The organism is Streptomyces fractus, from assembly GCF_049844455.1.
Classification (GTDB): Bacteria; Actinomycetota; Actinomycetes; order Streptomycetales; family Streptomycetaceae; genus Streptomyces; species Streptomyces fractus.
In genome coordinates this window covers 62,528-79,901 of sequence record NZ_JBMYHI010000002.1, presented here as the reverse complement: position 1 = coordinate 79,901, position 17,374 = coordinate 62,528, and the positions used below count along the sequence as shown (strand labels likewise).

The following is a 17,374-nucleotide window of genomic DNA, read 5'->3' as shown; positions in this document are numbered from 1 at the left end:
TGTCGCCCCGGCCGGCCGCCGCCGCGTCGGGGCGACAGTGCGTCGGGGCGGCGGCTCGTCATATACCGGGTGATCACGGCCCGGCCGGGGATGTCACGGTGTGCCCCGCCACCCCGTGATGCAGCGATTCCGCCACCCCGCCGCAGCGATCTTGAGACCCTTCACCTCCAGCAGCATCCCGCCGCCCGCCCGAAGGAGCCACCATGTCCGCCCCCGTCGCCACGACCGGATCCGCCGCGCCCCGCCCGGACGCGCCCGACCCGGCGACGCTGCAGAAGCTGGAGCGCGCGCTGCGGGACGCCGTGCCGCACGGCGAGGTCGCCTTCGGCAAGCGGCGGCGCGCCGAGTACGCGCAGGACGCCTCCGTGTACCGGCAGGTGCCCGCGGCCGTCGTGCTGCCCGCCGACACGGACGAGTTGGCGGCGGCGCTCGCGGCCTGCCACGGTCTCGACGTCGCGGTCACCCTGCGCGGCGCCGGCACCTCGATCGCCGGACAGGCCGTCGGCGACGGCGTCGTCATCGACACCTCCCGCAGCCTCAACCGCATCGTCGAGATCGACGCCGAGGCGCACACCGCCCGCGTCGAACCCGGCGTCGTCCTCGACCGCCTCCAGGACGCCTGCAAGCCGCACGGCCTGCGCTTCGGCCCCGACCCCTCCACGCACGCCCGCTGCACCATCGGCGGCATGATCGGCAACAACGCCTGCGGCACCCACTCGGTGGCCTGGGGCCGCACCGCCGACAACATCGTCGAACTCGAGGTCCTCACCTACGACGGCGAACGCATCCGGCTGCGCTCCCTGGACGCCGACGAACTTCAGCACGTCATGGACGAGGGTGGCCGCACCGGCGAGATCCACGCCCGCCTGCGTGACCTGCGTGACCGGCATCTGGCCATGCTGCGCACGGAGTTCGGCCGCTTCCGCCGCCAGGTCTCCGGCTACAGCCTCGAACACCTCCTGCCCGAGAAGGGCTTCGACCTCGCGGCGGCGCTCGTCGGCACCGAGGGCACGTGCGCGGTCGTCGTCTCCGCCACCGTCAAGCTCGTCGAACTCCCCGCCCGCCGCACCCTCGTGGCGCTCGGCTTCTCCGACCTCCCCGCCGCGGGCGACGCCGCACGCCACGTCCTGCGCCACGACCCCATCGCCTGCGAGGGCCTGGGAGGCGACCAGGTCGCGGCACTGCGGCGCAACGTCCCCGACGCCCGCCCCGAGGAGATGCTCCCGGAGGGCGCGGGCTGGCTGCTGTGCGAGTTCGGCCACGCGGACGCGACACCCGACCCGGAGGCCGAACAGGCCCGCGCCGAGGCCCTGTTGAAGGACACTGGCGCCGTCGACGTACGCCTCGTGCAGAACCCGGCGGAACAGGCCGCCCTGTGGCGCATCCGCGAGGACAGCTCGGGCCTCGCCACCCGCGCACCCGACGGCTCCGAGGCCTGGCCCGGCTGGGAGGACTCCGCCGTCCCCGTCGAACACCTCGGCGACTACCTGCGCGACCTGGCCGCCCTGCTGGAATCGCACGGCCTCCAGGGCACCCCGTACGGCCACTTCGGCGAGGGCTGCGTGCACATCCGCATCGACTTCGACCACGGGACGGCCGAAGGGGTGCGCGTCTTCCGTACGTTCATGAAGGACGCGGCCGAACTCGTCGCCCGGCACGGCGGCACGCTCTCCGGCGAACACGGTGACGGGCAGGCCCGCGCCGAATTCCTGCCGCTGGTCTACAGCGAGGAGGCGATGGAGGCGTTCGGCGAGTTCAAGGCCGTCTGGGACCCGGAGAACCGGCTCAACCCCGGCATCCTCGTCCACCCGCGCCCCGCCGACGAACGCCTGCGCATCACCGCGGGCCACCGCCCCACCCTCCAGCTCACCACCACGCTCGCCCTCGCCGAGGACGACGGCGACCTCACGAAGGCGCTGCGCCGCTGCGTCGGCATCGCCAAGTGCCGCACCGCGTCCGGCGGCGTGATGTGCCCCAGCTACCGCGCGACCGGGGACGAGAAGGACTCCACGCGCGGGCGCGCACGCGTGCTCTACGAAATGGTGCAGGGCGACGTCATCACCGACGGCTGGCAGTCCGAGGAGGCCGCCGAGGCGCTCGACCTGTGCCTGTCCTGCAAGGGCTGCAAGAGCGACTGCCCCGTGGGCGTCGACATGGCCTCCTACAAGGCGGAGTTCCTGCACCACCACTACAAGGGCAAGCGCCGCCCCGCCTCCCACTACGCACTCGGCTGGCTGCCCCTGTGGTCCCACCTCGCGGGCCTCGCGCCGAGCCTCGTCAACGCGGTGACACGCAACAAGAAGGCCGCCACCCTTCTGAAGAAGGCGGGCGGCATCGCCGCCGAGCGCCCCGTCCCGCCCTTCGCGGGACGCCGCTTCCGTACGAGCTTCAAGAAGCGCCGCAACGTACCGGCACCCGGCAGCAGGGGCAAGGTCCTGCTCTGGCCGGACACCTTCACGGAGTTCATGTCACCCGAGGTCGGCCGCGCCGCCGTCGTCGTCCTCGAACACGCCGGCTTCGAGGTCGTCCTGCCGCCCGACCGCCTCTGCTGCGGCCTGACCTGGCACACCACGGGCCAGCTCGACATGGCCAAGAAGGTGTTGGAGCGCACCCTCAAGGCGGTCGACCCGTACCTCCGCGAGGGCATGCCGCTGGTCGGCCTCGAGCCCAGCTGCACCTCGTTGTTCCGCTCGGACGCCACGGAGCTGTTCCCCGGCGACCCGCGCGCGAAGCGTCTCGCCGAACAGACCGTGACCCTCGCCGAACTCCTCGACCGGCGCGCCCCCGACGTCGACCTCGGCCGGCTCGACGACGTCACCGCCCTGACCCAGACCCACTGCCACCAGCACGCCACACTCGGCAGCAAGGCGGACGACCGGGTGCTCGCCCGTGTCGGCGTGGACAGCGGCCGCCTCGACTCCGGCTGCTGCGGCCTGGCCGGCAACTTCGGCTTCGAGGACGGCCACTACGACGTGTCGGTCGCGGTCGGCGAACAGGCCCTCGTCCCGGCCCTGCGCGAGGCGGCCGACGACACGGTGGTCCTCGCGGACGGCTACAGCTGCCGCACCCAGATCACCCAGCTCTCCGACCGCCGGCCACGCCACCTCGCGGAACTGCTCAGGGACGCGCTGCGGGGGCGTCGCGGCGACTGACCGCCGGAGCGTGACCGGACGGCGATGCGCGCCGCGCGTCGCCGAACCGGAATGAGTGCTGTCCAATCCCTTGCCGTGCCCCCGCGATCTTTGTACGTTGCAGCAGTCATCGCAGGAAGCGCTTTCATCGCTTGCCCTGGGGAGGGGACATGACGCCTCGCGTCACCACGTCACCGCGCCGTCGCAGATCCTTACGGCCGAGACCATGGACCGCCGCGACGGCGGTCGGCGCCGCGCTGCTGACCACCGCGTTCGCCACACCGCCCGGGCCATCGGCCGCGCCGCACAGTCCGAGCGGAATCCGCGGAAGCCTGGTCGCGGGCTACGACTTCGAGCACCCGGACCCCGCGGACGCCGGGCGTGAACTGGACATCGGGCCCTCCGGCACCACCCTGTCGCTGGTCAACGGAGGGGCGGCGATGCGCGTGCGCGACGACGCCGATCCGCGCCGCGGCCACGTCCTTCAGACGCGGCAGGTGGGTGCGGACACGGCGGGCAACGACGACTGGAAAGCGGGCCTGTACGACCCGCAGGGCGCGGCCTCGCTGCACGCGTTGAACGGGGCGCGGCAGGCGTCCGTGATGGGCTGGTTCCGTACCACCGGGCAGAACCCGAGCCCCAACACGGGAACCGCGGACCCGTCCGACCTCTACAACGCCATCGGCCTCGCGGGCGTCCTGACCGGGGACTCCAACGGGCACGACGTGCGGGCGCTGCTCGAAGTGATCGACGTCGACGGCGAGTTGCGCCTGGTCGCGCTCGGCCGCCGGGTGGACGGTTCCGCCTCGCAGACCTTCGCCGCCGACGGCGACTGGCGCACACATCTGCCCGACGGCAAGTGGGTCCACCTGGCCGCCACCTTCGACTTCGACACGGGCGCGATGGCCCTCTACCGCAACGGCCGTCCCCTGCCCGGGACTTACGTACGAGACGACGACCCGTGGGCTCTCGAAGGCGCACCGGAACCCGATGTCGCCTCGCCGACCGACCCGCGCGGCATCAAGATCGGCGGGAGCTTCCCGCAGAACACCCGCGAGGCCAATCCCTGCAATTGCCGCATGGACGACCTGCTGTTCCTGGACCGGGCGGCCACCCCCGGACAAGTGATGGCCGAGTACCGCCTGACAGGCGGTCGGCCCGCCGCCTGACCTCACATTCCTGCGCCTCGCACTTCCTGAGCACCTCGTACGAAGGGAGCACCCGTGACGTCGCACGTCCGTCCCCGTAAGAGATCTCTCCTGGTTCCCCTGCTGACCGGTGCCCTGCTCGCCGCGTTCCTCACCGTGGCCCCGGCCGGCGCGGCCGAAGCGCCGACCGAAGGGGCCACCGCCGCCGTCACCGACCCCATCCCCGAGAAGCCCACCACCTCGGGCCTCGGCCTCGAGGTCAAGGAGTTCGCGCAGCTCCCGAAGTCCGAGCCGCTCCCGGGGCCGGTCGAGGACGACCGTCTCGTCCGGTACAACCGGATCAACTACCTCTCGCAGTTCCCGGACGGCTCCGGCCGCCTGGCCGTCGCCGACCAGAACGGCACCCTGTACTCCCTCAACAAGGACGGTTCGGGGCAGCACCCCTACCTGGACCTGTACAAGGAGTTCTCCTCCGCCTTCTACGCCAGCCGGGGCCTCGGCACCGGCTTCGGCTACGTCGCCTTCGACCCGGACTTCCGGCACAACGGACGCTTCTACACCGTCCACACCGAGAAGCCCGAACTCACCGACAAGAAACCGGACTTCGAGCAGCCCAGCCCCTCCGGATTCCTCGGCATCGTCACCGAGTGGACGGCCGACGACCCGAGCGCGAGCACGTTCTCCGGCACCCACCGCGAGATTCTGCGCATCGGCTTCAACGGCCAGGTCCACGGCGTGCAGCAGATCGACTTCAACCCGACCGCGAAGCCGGGCGACGAGGACTACGGGCTGCTCTACATCGCGGTCGGCGACGGCGGAAAGGGCTCGACCACCGGCGACCCGCAGAACCGGGCCATCCCGCACGGCAAGCTCCTGCGCATCGACCCGCGCGGCGACAACAGCGCCAACGGCGAGTACGGGATCCCGCCCACCAACCCGTTCGTGGGCGAGCCGGGCACCCTCGGCGAGATCTACGCGATCGGGATGCGCGACCCGCACCGCTTCAGCTGGGACCCGCGCAGCCACCGCATGTTCCTCTCGCACGTCGGCGAGCACGCCATCGAGTCCGTCTACGAGGTGAAGGCCGGCGACAACTACGGCTGGAGCGAACGCGAAGGCGCCTTCGTCTTCGACAAGAAGGCCACCGACCCGTGCGCCAAGATCCTTCCGCTGCCCGCCGACGACGCGAAGAACGGCTACACCTATCCGGTCGCCGCCTACGACCACGACCCACCGGCCGACTGGGACTGCAAGTCCGATGTGGGCCGCGGCATCTCCGGCGGCTACGTCTACCGCGGCCATGAACTGCGCGGCCTGCAGGGCAAGTACCTCTTCGGCGACATCGTCGACGGCCGGCTGCTCTACACCGACACCGACGACATGCGCCGCGCGAAGCCGGGAGCCGAACAGCGGCTGGCCCGTACGTACAGCCTGATGGTCTACGACGCGACATCGGGCAAGCGGGTGTCCATGCAGGAGCTCGCCGGTGACAAGCGCGTCGACCTGAGGTTCGGGCAGGACGCCGACGGCGAGCTGTATCTGCTCTCCAAGGCCAACGGCAAGATCTGGAAGGTCACCGGGACCCGCAGGTTCGCGAGCTGCGACACCCACGGCACCACGCTCACCAACGTGATGGGTGCGGAGAACTGGGCGCCGATCACCCCGTCCAAATGGCAGTTCACCAACGGTCAGGCGATCATGACGGAGCCCGGCGTCTCACGCCCCGGCCCGCGCCGCCCCTTCGAGTACGCCGTCCTCACCGCGGGACCCGCGTTCCGCAACGTACGCATCGACGCACAGGTGCGCATCGACACCCCCGTCGACGTCGACAACCGGGATGTGATCCTCGTCTTCGGCCACGAGTCGGACACGAAGTTCGGCTACGCGCACCTCTCGCAGGACAACACCATCTACCCGCACAACGGAATCTTCACGGTGGACGATGCCGACCGGCTGCGCGTGGAGGACCAGTGGGACGGCGCCACCGGCGCACCGCCCGCGATCAGCGACGCCGCGTGGCACGACGTCACGGTGGTGCGCTGCGGGGAGACCGGGGAGACGGCCGTATACGTGGACGGTTCGCGGTACCCGCTGATGACGGCGGTGAGCGCGCGCCCCGGGGACGGGCGGATCGGCTTCGGTTCGTTCGACAACGTCGGGCGGCTGCGTGATCTGAAGGTGTCCGGGAGCGCGGCGTCCCGTCAAGGTCCGATGAGTTCTGACACGATCGCCGGTCAATGAGTGTGAGTTGATGCACGCGCCGACCGGCGGCCAGTGAAGAACCAGGGAGATCCGACATGCGTACGCTCATCAGCACGGCCTTCGTGTCCCTCGACGGAGTCATGGAGGCGCCGGGCGGGGAGCCCGGGTACCGCAACTCCGGGTGGACGTTCAAGGGCGTCGACTTCGTGCCCGAGGCGTTCGAGATCAAGGGGCGTGAGCAGACCGAGGCCACCGCGATGCTGTTCGGCCGGGTCAGCTACGAGGCGTTCAGCCCGGTGTGGCCCGGCATGGAGGAGTTCGCCGAGTACAAGCCGATGCCGAAGTACGTCGTGTCCACCACCCTCAAGTCGGGGGACCTGGTGTCCGGTTGGGGCGAGACGACGATCCTGCGCTCGCTCGACGAGGTCGCCGCGCTGAAGGAGACCGAGGGTGGCCCGATCATCATGCACGGCAGCGCCACCCTCAACCATCACCTGTCGGACGCGGGCCTCATCGACCGCTACCACCTGCTGGTGTTCCCGCTGCTGCTCGGCGCGGGCAAGCGGCTGTTCAGCGCCACGGACAAGGACACGCAAGCCCTGAAGCTCGTCGAGCACGAGGCGTACGCGAACGGGCTGCAGAAGAACGTGTTCGACGTCGTGCGCTGAAGCCCGTGGGGCGTCCCGTCACGCCTCGAAGTCGGTGGAACGGGCGAGCTTCTCCCAGGCGCCCAACTCGGCGCGGGCGCCGTCGAGTTGGGCGGAGATCGCGTCGACCGCGTCATTGCCGAGCGGCAGCCGCAGCGGCGCCTCGTCCGCGTCCACGGCGGTCAGGATCGCGGCCGCGGCCTTGGCCGGGTCGCCGGGCTCCTGGCCGCTGCCGCCCGGCAACGCGGTCAGGACGGGGCCCACGGTGTCCTGGTACGCGTCCAGCGTGGACACGGGGGTCAGATCGGCGGACCCGGCGAAGCCGGTCCGGAACGCTCCCGGCTCGACGATCAGCACCCGGATACCGAGCGGCGCGACCTCGGCGGCCAGCGCCTCGGAGAGCCCCTCCAGGGCGAACTTGGTGGCGCAGTAGGCGCCGACCCCGGCGAAGGCGAACCGGCCACCCATACTGGTCAGTTGGACGATGGTGCCAGAGCCGCGGCGCCGCATGTGCGGCAGGACGGCCCGGGTGAGCGCGGCCGGGCCGAAGAAGTGCAGGTCCATCAGGTCCCGCAGCTCCGCGTCCGTGGCCTCCTCGACCGCCCCGACCATGCCACGGCCCGCGTTGTTGACCAGGACGTCGATCCGGCCGTGCCGGGCGGCCACGCCGTCCACCGCGGCCTGCACGTCGCCGATGGCGGTGACGTCGAGCGCCAGCGTCTCGACCTGGTCCGGATGCGCGGCGACCAGGTCATCGAGCGGCGCGGTGCGGCGGGCTGCGGCCACCACGACGTCCCCCGCGGCCACCGCCGCCTCGGTGATCGCCCGGCCGAACCCGCTGCTCGCTCCCGTGACCAGCCAAACCCTGTTCATGGTGTTTCCCCTCGATCCGGGCGGGCCGCCGTTGTCGGCGGCCTGTCTGTGAACCACCTTGCGGTGCAGGCCAGTTGCCCGTCCAAGATCTGCTGTGATAGCCGATGGTTATGGACGTTCATGGGCGGGACCTGAGGTACTTCACCGTGGTGGCCGAGGAGCTCCACTTCACGCGGGCGGCGGAGCGCCTGTACGTCTCGCAGCCCGCGCTGAGCAAGCAGATCAGGATGCTGGAGAAGCAGATGGGGGCAGCGCTCTTCGAGCGCGACCGGCGCGAGGTGCGGCTGACCGAGGCGGGGGCGGCGCTGCTGCCGCACGCTCAGCGGATGGTCGCCGAGTGGGAGGCGGCGCGGGAGTCGGTCGCCAAGGTGGTGGCCGAGCGGGCCGCGGCCCTCGTGGTGGGGATGAGTACGAGCCCGGGGCGCGGCGGCGTGCTGCCGGCGATCCGCTCCCGCTTCACCGCCGAGCATCCGGGCGCCCGGCTCCGGGTCCGCCAGGTGTCCTGGGACGACTCGACCGCGGGGCTCGCCGACGGCGCGAGCGACGTGGCGTTCGTCTGGCTGCCCCTGCCGGACCAGGAGCGCTACCGGTGGGTGCCGGTCGCCGAGGAGCCCCGCCTGGTCGCCATGGCCGCGACACACCCTCTGGCCGGCCGCGAGACCGTCGACTTCGCGGACCTCCTGAACGAGCCGTTCCTCGCGCTGCCCGACAGCGCCGGTCCGCTGCGGGACTACTGGCTCGCCACCGACGCCCGCGACGGGAAACCCGCGGTCATCGGGGCGGAGGTGGCCAGCACCGAGGAGACGTACGAGGCGCTCGCCGCGGAACTCGGCGTCGTCCTGCTCGCGCTCGGCAACGCGCCGCTGGTCACCCTCGGCGGCGTCGTCACCCGCCCCGCCCACGGCATCTCACCCAGCCGCTTCGTCCTCGCCTGGCGCGCCGACGACCGCCGCCCGCTGGTGCACGCCTACGCGCGCGCCGCCGAGGCCGTCAGTGACGGAACCCGTACTCCGCCCAGTTCTCCACCACCCGGCTCCGCACGTCCTCGGGGAAGGAATTCCGGAACGAAGCGGTGATCCCAGGTGTGTCACCCGCCAGTTGAGCGGGGAGCAGGCAGCTGATGACGGCCTTGCCGCCGCGACCCGCGCGCGCCTCCTCCGGCGTGAGGTAGGGAACCAACGGGATGCCGGGCGCTTCCGGGTACACGTACTCGCCGGTGCCGGGGTGGTAGCGCGTCGCCATCGCCCACACCAACTGATCGATGTCGGTGACGTCGATGTCGTCGGCGACCAGGATCACCTTCGGGACGAGCCATCCGGTGTGCGAGCCGAACAACACCTCGGCGACGGCGTCGGCCAGTTGACGCTCGCTCATCGCCGACCCGGCCAGCCGCCCGATGTCCACGGCGATGGCGATCCAGCAGGTCGCGGCCTCGTACGAGCACCAGGCCATGGAGACGGGCAGCCCGCTCGACCGCAGCAGGTCCAGGCTGGTCGCCGAGATCATCGTGCCCCAGATGGTGTGGTTCTCCTCCGGCGGCAGACCCGCCACACACACCGGCAGGATCGGGTCGTCGCGGTGGGTGACGGTCTCCACGTGGAAGACGGGCTGCCGCTTGCTCCCGGCGAACGAATACCCGTGGTACTCGCCCATCGGCCCCTCGGGAGCGGTCTCGTCCGGACTGATCCAACCCTCCAGCACGATCTCGGAGTTGGCCGGTACGTACAGGTCGTGCAGCTCGGTCCTGACGACGTCGACGGGGCTGCCGGCGAGGGCGCCCACGTACCCGTCCTCGTTCACTTCGGCGGGCAGCGGCATGCCCGCGGCCGCCAGCGCGGCGGGTGGGGCGCCGAGGACCATCGCCCAGGGCGTGGGCTCGCCGCGCTCCCGCCACATCTGGTGGATCATGCCGAGGTGCTGCTGCGGCATGGCGGGCCCGACGAGCGTGCGCGGCCCGTGCAGCATCGTGCGGCTGACGGACCAGCTCGTCCACCGGCCGTCGGGCGTGCGCACGACGTGGAAGCCGTACGTCCCGAAGTAGCGGCCGCCGTCCTCGGCGTGCAGCAGCGGGACGGGGAAGCGGGTGAGGTCGACGTCCTCGCCCGTCAGCACGTTCTCCTTGCAGAGCCCGCCGTCCACGACGCGCGGAGGGAGGGGATCGGCGTGCATCGCCGAGATGAGCCGTTCGAGGAGTTCGCTCGGCGTGGTCCCGCGAGGAAGCCCGAAGCGCGCGGCGAGCCGCCCGTACGCGCCGTCCGCGCGACCGGTGAGGCCTGCGGGCGCACCGAGAATGCGGTGCCCGGGCGCGCCCTCGGTGAGGTTGCTGAACAGGGGAGCGGGGCCCCGTGTCTCGTACACGCGCCGCGTGACGGCACCGACCTCAAGGGTGGGGCTCACCGGCACACGGATGTCGACCGCGTCGCCGGCCTCGATCAACTCCTCGACGAAGTCACGGAAGTTGAGCGCGCTGCCGCGTTGCGTCATGACAGACCCTTTCCTGCGGGCAGGGCCGACGATTCGGCAATCGGCACCCCCGAAGACATCACACACAGTTATTACGCACACGTCCTACTTTCCTCACGGTAAAGTACGTGTACGCCCTAATCAAGTGAAGGGTTCCATCCGATGACCCGTCCGACTCCCCGTCCCGCTCACCGTCCGACGTCCCGGAAGAGTGCGCACGCCGAGGCGCTGGAGGCGGCGCTCGACGGGATCGGGCCGCTCGCCCGTCAGCTCAACCAGTTGCACACGCGGTTCTGGTACGAGCAGGTCCACCAGGACCTGACCGGACCGCAGTTCACCGTCCTGAGCCTGCTCGACCTGCACGGTGACATGGACCAGGGCACGCTCGGAACCATGGCCCACCTCGACAAGTCGACGGCCGCGCCGCTTCTCGAGCGGCTGCGCCGACGGGGCCTGCTGGACATCGAGAAGGACGAACGTGACCGCCGTCGCAAACTCGTCCGCATCACGGAGAGCGGCCGTCACCTGGTGACGCGCCTGGCGCCGGGCGTCACGGATGTGAGCGACCAGCTGCTGGACGTGCTGACGGCGGAGGAACGGGAGGAGTTCCTGCGGATGCTACGGCGGGTGGCGGAGCGTCAGCAGGAGTCGTGAACCGGCACGACGTCCTCCCGCGTCACTCCGACGTCACTTCGACTTCGAGGCGTTCGCCGGGTTTGCCCGCTGGTCGTGGACGATCGACGACGGGATGGACTTGTCGTTCTTGAGCGCGTTCCAGACCTGGCCCGCGTCGGGGCCCTTGGGGACGACGCGGTTGGGGTCGCTGGGGGCGGTCTCCGTCGGCAGGGTCACCTGAGTGACGTCGTCCGAGCCGATGCCGGTCAGGCTCTTGCCGAGGCCGAGCAGGGAGCTCACCGAGTCGAGGCCGGTGTCCGTGGTCAGGGACTTCGTCAGGGCGGACGCCATGTCGTAGGCCTGCTTGGGGTGGGTGACGAGGTCGAGGCTCTTCACCTGGGTGATGACGGCGGTGGCCATCTGCTGCTCCAGCGTGATGCGGTCCAGGTCCGAGCCGTCGCCGACGCCGTGCCGGGTGCGGACGAAGGAGAGGGCCTCGTCGCCGTCGAGGTGATGGGTGCCGGCCGGCTCGTCGAAGCCGCTGTCGGGGTCGTCGATGTCCTCGGTCGTGGTGATGGTGACACCGCCGATGTCGTCGATGAACTCCACGAACCCGGAGAAGTCGAGCTCGACGTAGTGGTTCAGCTCGAGGCCAGACATTCTGTTCCACGGTCTTCACCGTGCACTCCGGGCCGCCCTCGCTGTACGCCGCGTTGAACATGGCGTCGTCCTGGGCGGCGACGGCGTGGCCGTCGCTGTCGGTGCATGCGGGGATGTCGACGAGGGTGTCGCGCGGGATCCACACGGTCTCGGCCTTGGTGTGGTCCTCGTTGATGTGCACGACGGCCGTGGTGTCCGAGCGGGAGGTGCCGCCGGTGTCACCCCCGGCGAGGTCACCGTTGTCGCCGGAACGGGAGTCCGAACCCATCACGAGGATGTTCATCTCGCCGGAGTCGTCGGCGTCGGTCAGGACCTTGGACAGGTCGATGCCCGAGACGTTCTGGTCGAGGCGCCAGTACGCGAAGCCGGCGGTTCCGAGGCAGACGACGAGGAGGGCCGCGACGACCCAGACGATCCGGCGGACGATGCGCTGCTTATGGGTGCGCTCGTCCTTGCGGCGCCGCTTGTCCGGGTTCCGCTTGGGCAGGGGGAACCGTCGTCCTTCGCGCGTGGCCATCGGTGGGGGACCTTTCCGTGGAGGGCCTTGCCCGGACCGGTGACGGTGCGGGCGGCGGGGCTGCCGGGCGCTCGTCGTCGGCGGGCGGCGTTCTGCCGGGCGTGACATCGCCGGGCGGCCTCGGGAAGGCGGCCGTGCACTGCGGTGCACACGGACACTCCACTCCCGTCCATCTACCGTCGCTCGGAAACCCGGGTGGGACACAGAGGCGAAGGGCCCGACCATGGCGGGGCTTGTGGACCTGTCCGGCCCCGGTGAGAGGATCGGGCCATGGCGACGACCACCGTGAGCGGCGACTTCGACCTGACCATGGACGAGCTGCGCGCGGTCGCGCGGTACGCCGTACAGAGCGCCGAACAGGTCCTTCCCGTGTTCGACGCGGCGGTGCCGGACGACCCGCGGCCCCGTGCGGCCGTCGCGGCGGCGTGGGAGTTCGTGAACGGTGCGAAGCGGTCCCGGTTGCAGCGTGTCACCGCGCTCGACGCGCACCGGGCCGCCGCGGAGGCGGACACCGAAGCGGTGCGGCTCGCCGCGCGCGCCGCGGGCGACGCCGCGTCCGCCGCGTATCTGCATCCGATCGCGAAGGCCACGCAGGTCGGCCACATCCTGCGCGCGGCGGCCTGCGCGGCACGCGTGGCGGAGCTGGCCGCGGGCGGCGATCCGGCGGCGGGGGAGCGGGACATCGAACGGGCCCGGCAGCGCGCCACGCCCGTTCTCGTCGATGTGCTGGGCCGGTACCCGGGGGCGCCGCAGGGGAAGGGGCGCGTGGCACACCTGATGAGCGCGCTCGACGCGTCATTGCGCGGCGCGAACGAGTAACGCGGAGGCGCAGGCGGAAGGGATACGGGCCGCGCCGATACGCGTCCCGCTGCCAGGATTCAGTCGCCGAAGCGCGGATCCGTCTCCACGAGCCGGGCGAGCTTCTCCAGTGCCATCCGCGTGCCCGTCTCGTTCTGGTCGGCCGGTACGGCGTCGGGGATGCCCTCGTGCAGCATCCGCACCTCGGTGCCGCCGTCCGCGTCGGTGAGCGTGGTGGTCATCGTCATCGTGTCGCGCAGCGCGGGATCCGCCGACTCGAAGGCGAGCACCTCGACCACCTGCTCGTCGCGCACGAGCCTGGCGAAGTGTCCGTGGTACGTGTCGGTGTGCGAGGCCGACTTGCCGCTCCCGGTCGGCGCGTCGTAGGTGAGCGAGACGCGGAACCTCCGCCTTCCCGGGCGTCGAACTCGTGCACACGACTGGTCATGCCGGCGGGCACCCGCCAGTGCGCGATCGCGTCCGCGTCGATGAGCGCGCGGTAGACGGCGGCACGCGGGGCGTTCACGTGCTGGGAGAGCTCGGTCGAGTACATCGGCCGAGCTTAGGTCGTGTCTTCAAACTCCCGTCTGCGTCGCGACGTCTGGCACGCACGCTCGCGGCGTTGCCGAAAACTCCGAGTAGCTCCGCTACTAGGGCCTGTTTGAAATGAGGTCACAGGGACTGCCGTATCAAGGTGAGTTGGACGGTCGCTTCGTAGCGGACGGCCAACTTGTCGTACCGTGTCGCGACGCCGCGTGCCTGCTTGAGCAGTCCGATTCGGCACTCCACTTTGTGTCTGGCCTTGTATTTCTCGCGGTCGCAGCCGGGAGGGCGGCCACCTGTACTGCCTCGGCGTCGCCGGTGGCCGGCCTGGTCGCGCTTCTCCGGGATGGTGTGCGGGATCTGTCGTCGGCGCAGGTACTCGCGGATCTCGCGCGAGGAGTAGGCCCGGTCGGCGAGTACGCGATCGGGTCGGACACGAGGGCGGCCACTGGCCTGTCGGGGTACCCGGATCCGGCTCATGACCTCGATGAACTGGGGTGCGTCGCCGCGTTGCCCTCCAGTGACCACGGCCGCGAGGACGTGTCCGGAGGCGTCGGCGGCCAGGTGGAGCTTGGTGCTCAGCCCGCCGCGCGAGCGGCCGAGCCCATGGTCGTCCGGCTCGGCCGCCAGGCCGTCCGTGTCCGTCCGGCCTGGATGACGAGCCCCCTTTTGCGAGCCCCGGCGGAATGCTGGTGGGCCCGGCAGACCGTCGAGTCCACGGACACCTCCCACTCGATGTGTCCCGCCGCGTCGGCCTTGACCTGCAGCCTCTTGAGAATGCGAGACCAGGTCCCGTCGATCTGCCAGCGACGGAAGAGCGTGTATGCGGTCTCCCAGGGCCCGAACCGCTCGGGTATGTCGCGCCAGGGCGAGCCGGTCCGGGCCCGCCACCAGATCCCGTTGAAGACCTGCCGACGATCCCGCGGCTTGCGCCCCATCACTGGCAACGGCGGCAACACCGCCTCCAGGCGCAGCCACTGTTCGTCCGTCAGATCTCCACGAGCCATCCGAAGATCGTTCCACGACCTTGATCAACATTTCAAACAGCCCCTAGAAGCTTCCGGCGCCTTGCGATCGCACGCACCAGGCGCCGCGACGCCGCCCTGCGGGCGACGACGGGAGTTTGAAGACAGGACCTGGCGTCGTGGCTGTCGACCGGCCGCGGGGACGCTTCGGCCGGTTCCGAAGTGTTCCGCGCCTAGCTTCGGTGGCATGAACCGAACCGTGCATGAGTTTCGCCGCTACGAGGACGTGCGGGCGGCGCCGGCCGATCCGGACCTGGTGCCGGAGGTGCCGTCCGCTGCCGCGGGGAAGGAGGGCGCGTCGGCCGGCCGGTTCGCCCGCCTGCACCGTCAGAACACGCCGCTGCTGCTGCCGAACGCCTGGGACAGTGCCTCCGCAGCGGCGCTGGGTGGCGCCGGGTTCGAGGCCATCGGGACCACCAGTCTCGGCGTGGCCGCCGCGGCCGGGCTCCCGGACGGTGAGGGTGTCACCGCAGACGCCACGCTCGCCCTTGCCCGGCAACTCGGCCGCACGCCGCTGCTGTTCACCGTCGACATGGAGGGCGGATTCAGTGACGATCCGCAGCGGGTCGCCGACCTGGCCCATGAGTTGAGCGCCGCGGGCGCTGCCGGGATCAACCTTGAGGACGGGCGCGCCGACGGCACCCTCGCCCCGGTCGCGCTGCACGTCGCGAAGATCGAGGCGGTCAAGGCGGCCGTCCCCGACCTGTTCGTCAACGCTCGCACCGACACGTACTGGCTGGACGGAGGCCACCACCGCCACCGGGACACCGAGGAACGCCTCGCCGCGTATCAACAGGCGGGCGCCGATGGGCTGTTCGTGCCGGGGCTGAGCGCACCCGACCGGATCCGCGACCTCGTCTCCCGCTTCGAACTCCCGCTCAATGTTCTCTACTCGCCCACCGGCCCGACCCTCGACGAACTCGCCGCGCTGGGCGTCCGCCGGGTCAGCCTCGGCTCGCTGCTCTACCGCCGGGCGCTGGGCGAGGCCGTGGCCACCGCGCGGGCCATCCGCGACGGGCGACGGCCCACCGGCGACACCCTGTCGTACGGGGAAGTGCAGGCCCTGTAGCGGGTCACCGCTCAGGCGCGGGGTTCGCCAGCGCCGTCGTCGTGCAGTAGCCGATCGGGCCCGCCTCGTCGTACAGCGTGCAGTGCCCGACGGCGATGCCGTCCTCCGCCGTGTGCGCCGTCGCCTCCAGGCCGATCGCGTCGCTGAGCGGGAGTCGGCTCAGGGACAGGGTGTAGTCGGCGTTGATGTAGCGCAGGCCGGCGTCGCTCGCGTGCGCGAGCGGGCTCGCGGTATCGGCGGCCAGCGCGGCCCGGACGAACGGGGAGAGGGCCTCGCCGCCGACCAGGGGCCGCCCGTCACGCATCCAGGACCGCCGCCGCTGGTCGCCGCGCCACTCCCGTACGGGCCGCAGTTCCTCGTCGAACCGGAAGAACTGGGTGCGGCCGTGCGAGGCGAGCAGCTCCTGCGCCGCAGGAGCGTCCCACGGACCGGTCGCGGGAATGTGTCCCGGTGGTGGTGTGCCGGTGCGCAGCAGGACGGCACTGGCCCGCGCCAGCGCCTTCCCGTCGCCGTCGTGCACGACGGCGTCCGCCACACGGATCCGCCGCCCGTCGCGGACCCGCTCCGTGGTGACACCGACGGGGGCGAACGGCGCGGTGCGGAACAGATCGACGGTGAGGCGGGCGAAGTGCAGCCCCTCCGCCCCGTGTTCACCCTCGAGGGCCCGCGCGGCGAGCCCTCCCAGGAGTCGGCCGTGCACCGTGCCGGGCGCCCACCAGCCCCGCGCGTGCACTTCTGGCACGAAGGTGTCTCCGCTCCTGGTGAAGTAGGGCGCCTCGTCCTCGGACTGTGCCACGTGTGTTCCCTTCAGTGCGTACGGCGGTGCATAGGTGGGTGGGTCGTCCGCAGCGGATCGATGTGCAGCGGATCGAGCCTGCGGATGAGGGCGAGCGTGGCATGACAGATCGCGTCCGCGTCCCGCTTGCGCGCACACGTGCCGATCTCCCGGCCCGCCTCGCCGATGACGGAGGTGAGGACGCCGACCACGAGCCGGTCCACGGGCTCGCTGCCCGCTTCGAGCAGCACCGAGTTCTGCCGGATCCACTCGCGTCCGCGCGCCCGGCGCATCAGCTCGAAGCCGGGCGGGCCGTCGCCGTCCATCCACAGTTCGATCAGGTCCCGGCGCCGCCAACAGCCCTCCAGGAAGCTACGGGTGCCGACGAGGAACAGCTCCAGCGGATCCGTCTCGCCCGCCGCCCGCGCCGCGGCCACCGCCTCCGCCGCCTCACGCTCACGGGAGTTCTCGTAGTCCTCCCACAGCGCCACGAACAGCTCCGTCTTGCTGCCGAAATGGTGGTACAGGCTGCCGACGCTCGACCCGGCCCTGCGCACCACCGCGACGATCGCCGTGTCGGTGAACCCCTGCTCGCAGAAGACCTCGCGGGCGGCGTCCAGCAGGGTCCGACGGGTCTGCTCCGTGCGGCTCCACTGCCAGGCGCTGTCCTTGGCCGCGATCCGCTCCGCCTTGCGTGTCATGCCCGTCGTCACCCCCTGCGTATCCCCTGCGTATCCACCGTCGTACCGAAGGCCGTCCCCACTGTCGTACCGAACCGAATTTTAGAATCAGCCGATCCGCCGCGCCAGAAGCCCGGTTGAACTCGTTCCGACCTCTTGACCGACCGCCGGGCCGCGGGCAACTTGAACACATTCCTAGATTCCCGTTCCAGGATTGAGGGGCACTGC

14 protein-coding genes and 2 pseudogenes are annotated in these 17,374 nt (G+C 71.1%); 8 read left to right on the top strand and 8 right to left on the bottom strand.

Annotated elements, in window-relative coordinates:
- Positions 1-203: 203 nt before the first annotated feature.
- The 4 genes from ACP4E5_RS02470 (at position 204) to ACP4E5_RS02455 (ending at position 7,149) form a co-directional block, all read left to right on the top strand.
- Positions 204-3,152, top strand: coding sequence for an FAD-binding and (Fe-S)-binding domain-containing protein (locus ACP4E5_RS02470; protein WP_425825014.1), 2,949 nt, complete (start codon positions 204-206; stop codon positions 3,150-3,152).
- A 149-nt stretch (positions 3,153-3,301) separates the two neighbouring features.
- Entirely contained in the window at positions 3,302-4,300 is a 999-nt protein-coding gene (locus tag ACP4E5_RS02465; RefSeq protein ID WP_425825013.1) for a LamG-like jellyroll fold domain-containing protein, read from the top strand.
- Positions 4,301-4,354: 54 nt separating this feature from the next.
- Entirely contained in the window at positions 4,355-6,520 is a 2,166-nt protein-coding gene (locus ACP4E5_RS02460; protein WP_425825012.1) for a PQQ-dependent sugar dehydrogenase, read from the top strand.
- A gap of 56 nt (positions 6,521-6,576) precedes the next feature.
- The gene (locus ACP4E5_RS02455; RefSeq protein WP_425825011.1) at positions 6,577-7,149 is read left to right on the top strand and encodes a dihydrofolate reductase family protein; all 573 of its coding nucleotides are present in this window, start codon (positions 6,577-6,579) and stop codon (positions 7,147-7,149) included.
- 18 nt (positions 7,150-7,167) lie between these two features.
- Here ACP4E5_RS02455 and ACP4E5_RS02450 read toward each other — a convergent pair whose 3' ends face one another.
- Positions 7,168-8,001 (bottom strand): oxidoreductase, encoded by an 834-nt coding sequence (locus ACP4E5_RS02450; protein WP_425825010.1) that lies wholly within the window; start codon positions 7,999-8,001, stop codon positions 7,168-7,170.
- A gap of 104 nt (positions 8,002-8,105) precedes the next feature.
- Here ACP4E5_RS02450 and ACP4E5_RS02445 point away from each other — a divergent pair, with 104 nt between their 5' ends.
- The gene (locus ACP4E5_RS02445) at positions 8,106-9,077 is read left to right on the top strand and encodes a LysR family transcriptional regulator (RefSeq protein ID WP_425825009.1); all 972 of its coding nucleotides are present in this window, start codon (positions 8,106-8,108) and stop codon (positions 9,075-9,077) included.
- Here ACP4E5_RS02445 and ACP4E5_RS02440 read toward each other — a convergent pair.
- Positions 8,992-10,485, bottom strand: coding sequence for a UbiD family decarboxylase (locus tag ACP4E5_RS02440; protein ID WP_425825008.1), 1,494 nt, complete (start codon positions 10,483-10,485; stop codon positions 8,992-8,994). The two genes, ACP4E5_RS02445 and ACP4E5_RS02440, sit on opposite strands and share 86 nt — an antisense overlap.
- A 141-nt stretch (positions 10,486-10,626) precedes the next feature.
- Here ACP4E5_RS02440 and ACP4E5_RS02435 point away from each other — a divergent pair, with 141 nt between their 5' ends.
- Positions 10,627-11,118 (top strand): MarR family winged helix-turn-helix transcriptional regulator, encoded by a 492-nt coding sequence (locus tag ACP4E5_RS02435; protein WP_425825007.1) that lies wholly within the window; start codon positions 10,627-10,629, stop codon positions 11,116-11,118.
- A 33-nt stretch (positions 11,119-11,151) separates the two neighbouring features.
- Here ACP4E5_RS02435 and ACP4E5_RS02430 read toward each other — a convergent pair whose 3' ends face one another.
- Both ACP4E5_RS02430 and ACP4E5_RS02425 read right to left on the bottom strand, forming a co-directional pair.
- On the bottom strand, positions 11,152-11,739 hold the full coding sequence (locus ACP4E5_RS02430) for an LCP family protein (protein WP_425825006.1): 588 nt from the start codon (positions 11,737-11,739) through the stop codon (positions 11,152-11,154).
- Between the two features lie 70 nt (positions 11,740-11,809).
- Positions 11,810-12,007, bottom strand: a pseudogene (locus ACP4E5_RS02425) (LCP family glycopolymer transferase); the annotation flags it as partial.
- Between the two features lie 519 nt (positions 12,008-12,526).
- Between ACP4E5_RS02425 and ACP4E5_RS02420 the strand changes: the two are divergent.
- The gene (locus ACP4E5_RS02420; protein ID WP_425825005.1) at positions 12,527-13,075 is read left to right on the top strand and encodes a putative immunity protein; all 549 of its coding nucleotides are present in this window, start codon (positions 12,527-12,529) and stop codon (positions 13,073-13,075) included.
- A 59-nt stretch (positions 13,076-13,134) separates the two neighbouring features.
- Here the strand turns inward: ACP4E5_RS02420 and ACP4E5_RS02415 are convergent.
- Together ACP4E5_RS02415 and ACP4E5_RS02410 are read right to left on the bottom strand one after the other, a co-directional pair.
- A pseudogene (locus tag ACP4E5_RS02415) lies at positions 13,135-13,607 on the bottom strand (SRPBCC domain-containing protein).
- A 119-nt stretch (positions 13,608-13,726) separates the two neighbouring features.
- Positions 13,727-14,604, bottom strand: a protein-coding gene (locus tag ACP4E5_RS02410) for an IS5 family transposase (protein WP_425825004.1) whose coding sequence is annotated in 2 segments (ribosomal slippage) — positions 13,727-14,259 and positions 14,259-14,604 — 879 coding nt in all. Because the reading frame shifts where the segments join, the coding sequence is not laid out codon by codon here.
- Positions 14,605-14,809: 205 nt separating this feature from the next.
- On the opposite strand from ACP4E5_RS02410, the gene ACP4E5_RS02405 reads away from it, so the two are divergent.
- Positions 14,810-15,691: an isocitrate lyase/PEP mutase family protein gene (locus ACP4E5_RS02405; RefSeq protein WP_425825003.1), complete on the top strand. Its 882-nt coding sequence runs from the start codon at positions 14,810-14,812 to the stop codon at positions 15,689-15,691.
- A 4-nt stretch (positions 15,692-15,695) separates the two neighbouring features.
- Here ACP4E5_RS02405 and ACP4E5_RS02400 read toward each other — a convergent pair whose 3' ends face one another.
- Both ACP4E5_RS02400 and ACP4E5_RS02395 read right to left on the bottom strand, forming a co-directional pair.
- On the bottom strand, positions 15,696-16,487 hold the full coding sequence (locus tag ACP4E5_RS02400) for a thioesterase family protein (RefSeq protein WP_425825002.1): 792 nt from the start codon (positions 16,485-16,487) through the stop codon (positions 15,696-15,698).
- A gap of 11 nt (positions 16,488-16,498) precedes the next feature.
- Positions 16,499-17,167 carry a TetR/AcrR family transcriptional regulator gene (locus ACP4E5_RS02395; RefSeq protein WP_425825001.1) on the bottom strand — a complete coding sequence of 223 codons (669 nt, stop codon included), beginning with the start codon at positions 17,165-17,167 and terminating at the stop codon, positions 16,499-16,501.
- Positions 17,168-17,374: the final 207 nt, after the last annotated feature.

Excerpts from the sequence above, each read along its gene's own strand:
- ACP4E5_RS02470 (WP_425825014.1), top strand. The coding sequence starts at position 204 with ATGTCCGCCCCCGTCGCCACGACCGGATCCGCCGCGCCCCGCCCGGAC.
- ACP4E5_RS02465 (WP_425825013.1), top strand. The coding sequence starts at position 3,302 with ATGACGCCTCGCGTCACCACGTCACCGCGCCGTCGCAGATCCTTACGG.
- ACP4E5_RS02455 (WP_425825011.1), top strand. The coding sequence starts at position 6,577 with ATGCGTACGCTCATCAGCACGGCCTTCGTGTCCCTCGACGGAGTCATG.
- ACP4E5_RS02450 (WP_425825010.1), bottom strand. The coding sequence starts at position 8,001 with ATGAACAGGGTTTGGCTGGTCACGGGAGCGAGCAGCGGGTTCGGCCGG.
- ACP4E5_RS02445 (WP_425825009.1), top strand. The coding sequence starts at position 8,106 with ATGGTTATGGACGTTCATGGGCGGGACCTGAGGTACTTCACCGTGGTG.
- ACP4E5_RS02440 (WP_425825008.1), bottom strand. The coding sequence starts at position 10,485 with ATGACGCAACGCGGCAGCGCGCTCAACTTCCGTGACTTCGTCGAGGAG.
- ACP4E5_RS02435 (WP_425825007.1), top strand. The coding sequence starts at position 10,627 with ATGACCCGTCCGACTCCCCGTCCCGCTCACCGTCCGACGTCCCGGAAG.
- ACP4E5_RS02430 (WP_425825006.1), bottom strand. The coding sequence starts at position 11,739 with ATGTCTGGCCTCGAGCTGAACCACTACGTCGAGCTCGACTTCTCCGGG.
- ACP4E5_RS02420 (WP_425825005.1), top strand. The coding sequence starts at position 12,527 with ATGGCGACGACCACCGTGAGCGGCGACTTCGACCTGACCATGGACGAG.
- ACP4E5_RS02405 (WP_425825003.1), top strand. The coding sequence starts at position 14,810 with ATGAACCGAACCGTGCATGAGTTTCGCCGCTACGAGGACGTGCGGGCG.
- ACP4E5_RS02395 (WP_425825001.1), bottom strand. The coding sequence starts at position 17,167 with ATGACACGCAAGGCGGAGCGGATCGCGGCCAAGGACAGCGCCTGGCAG.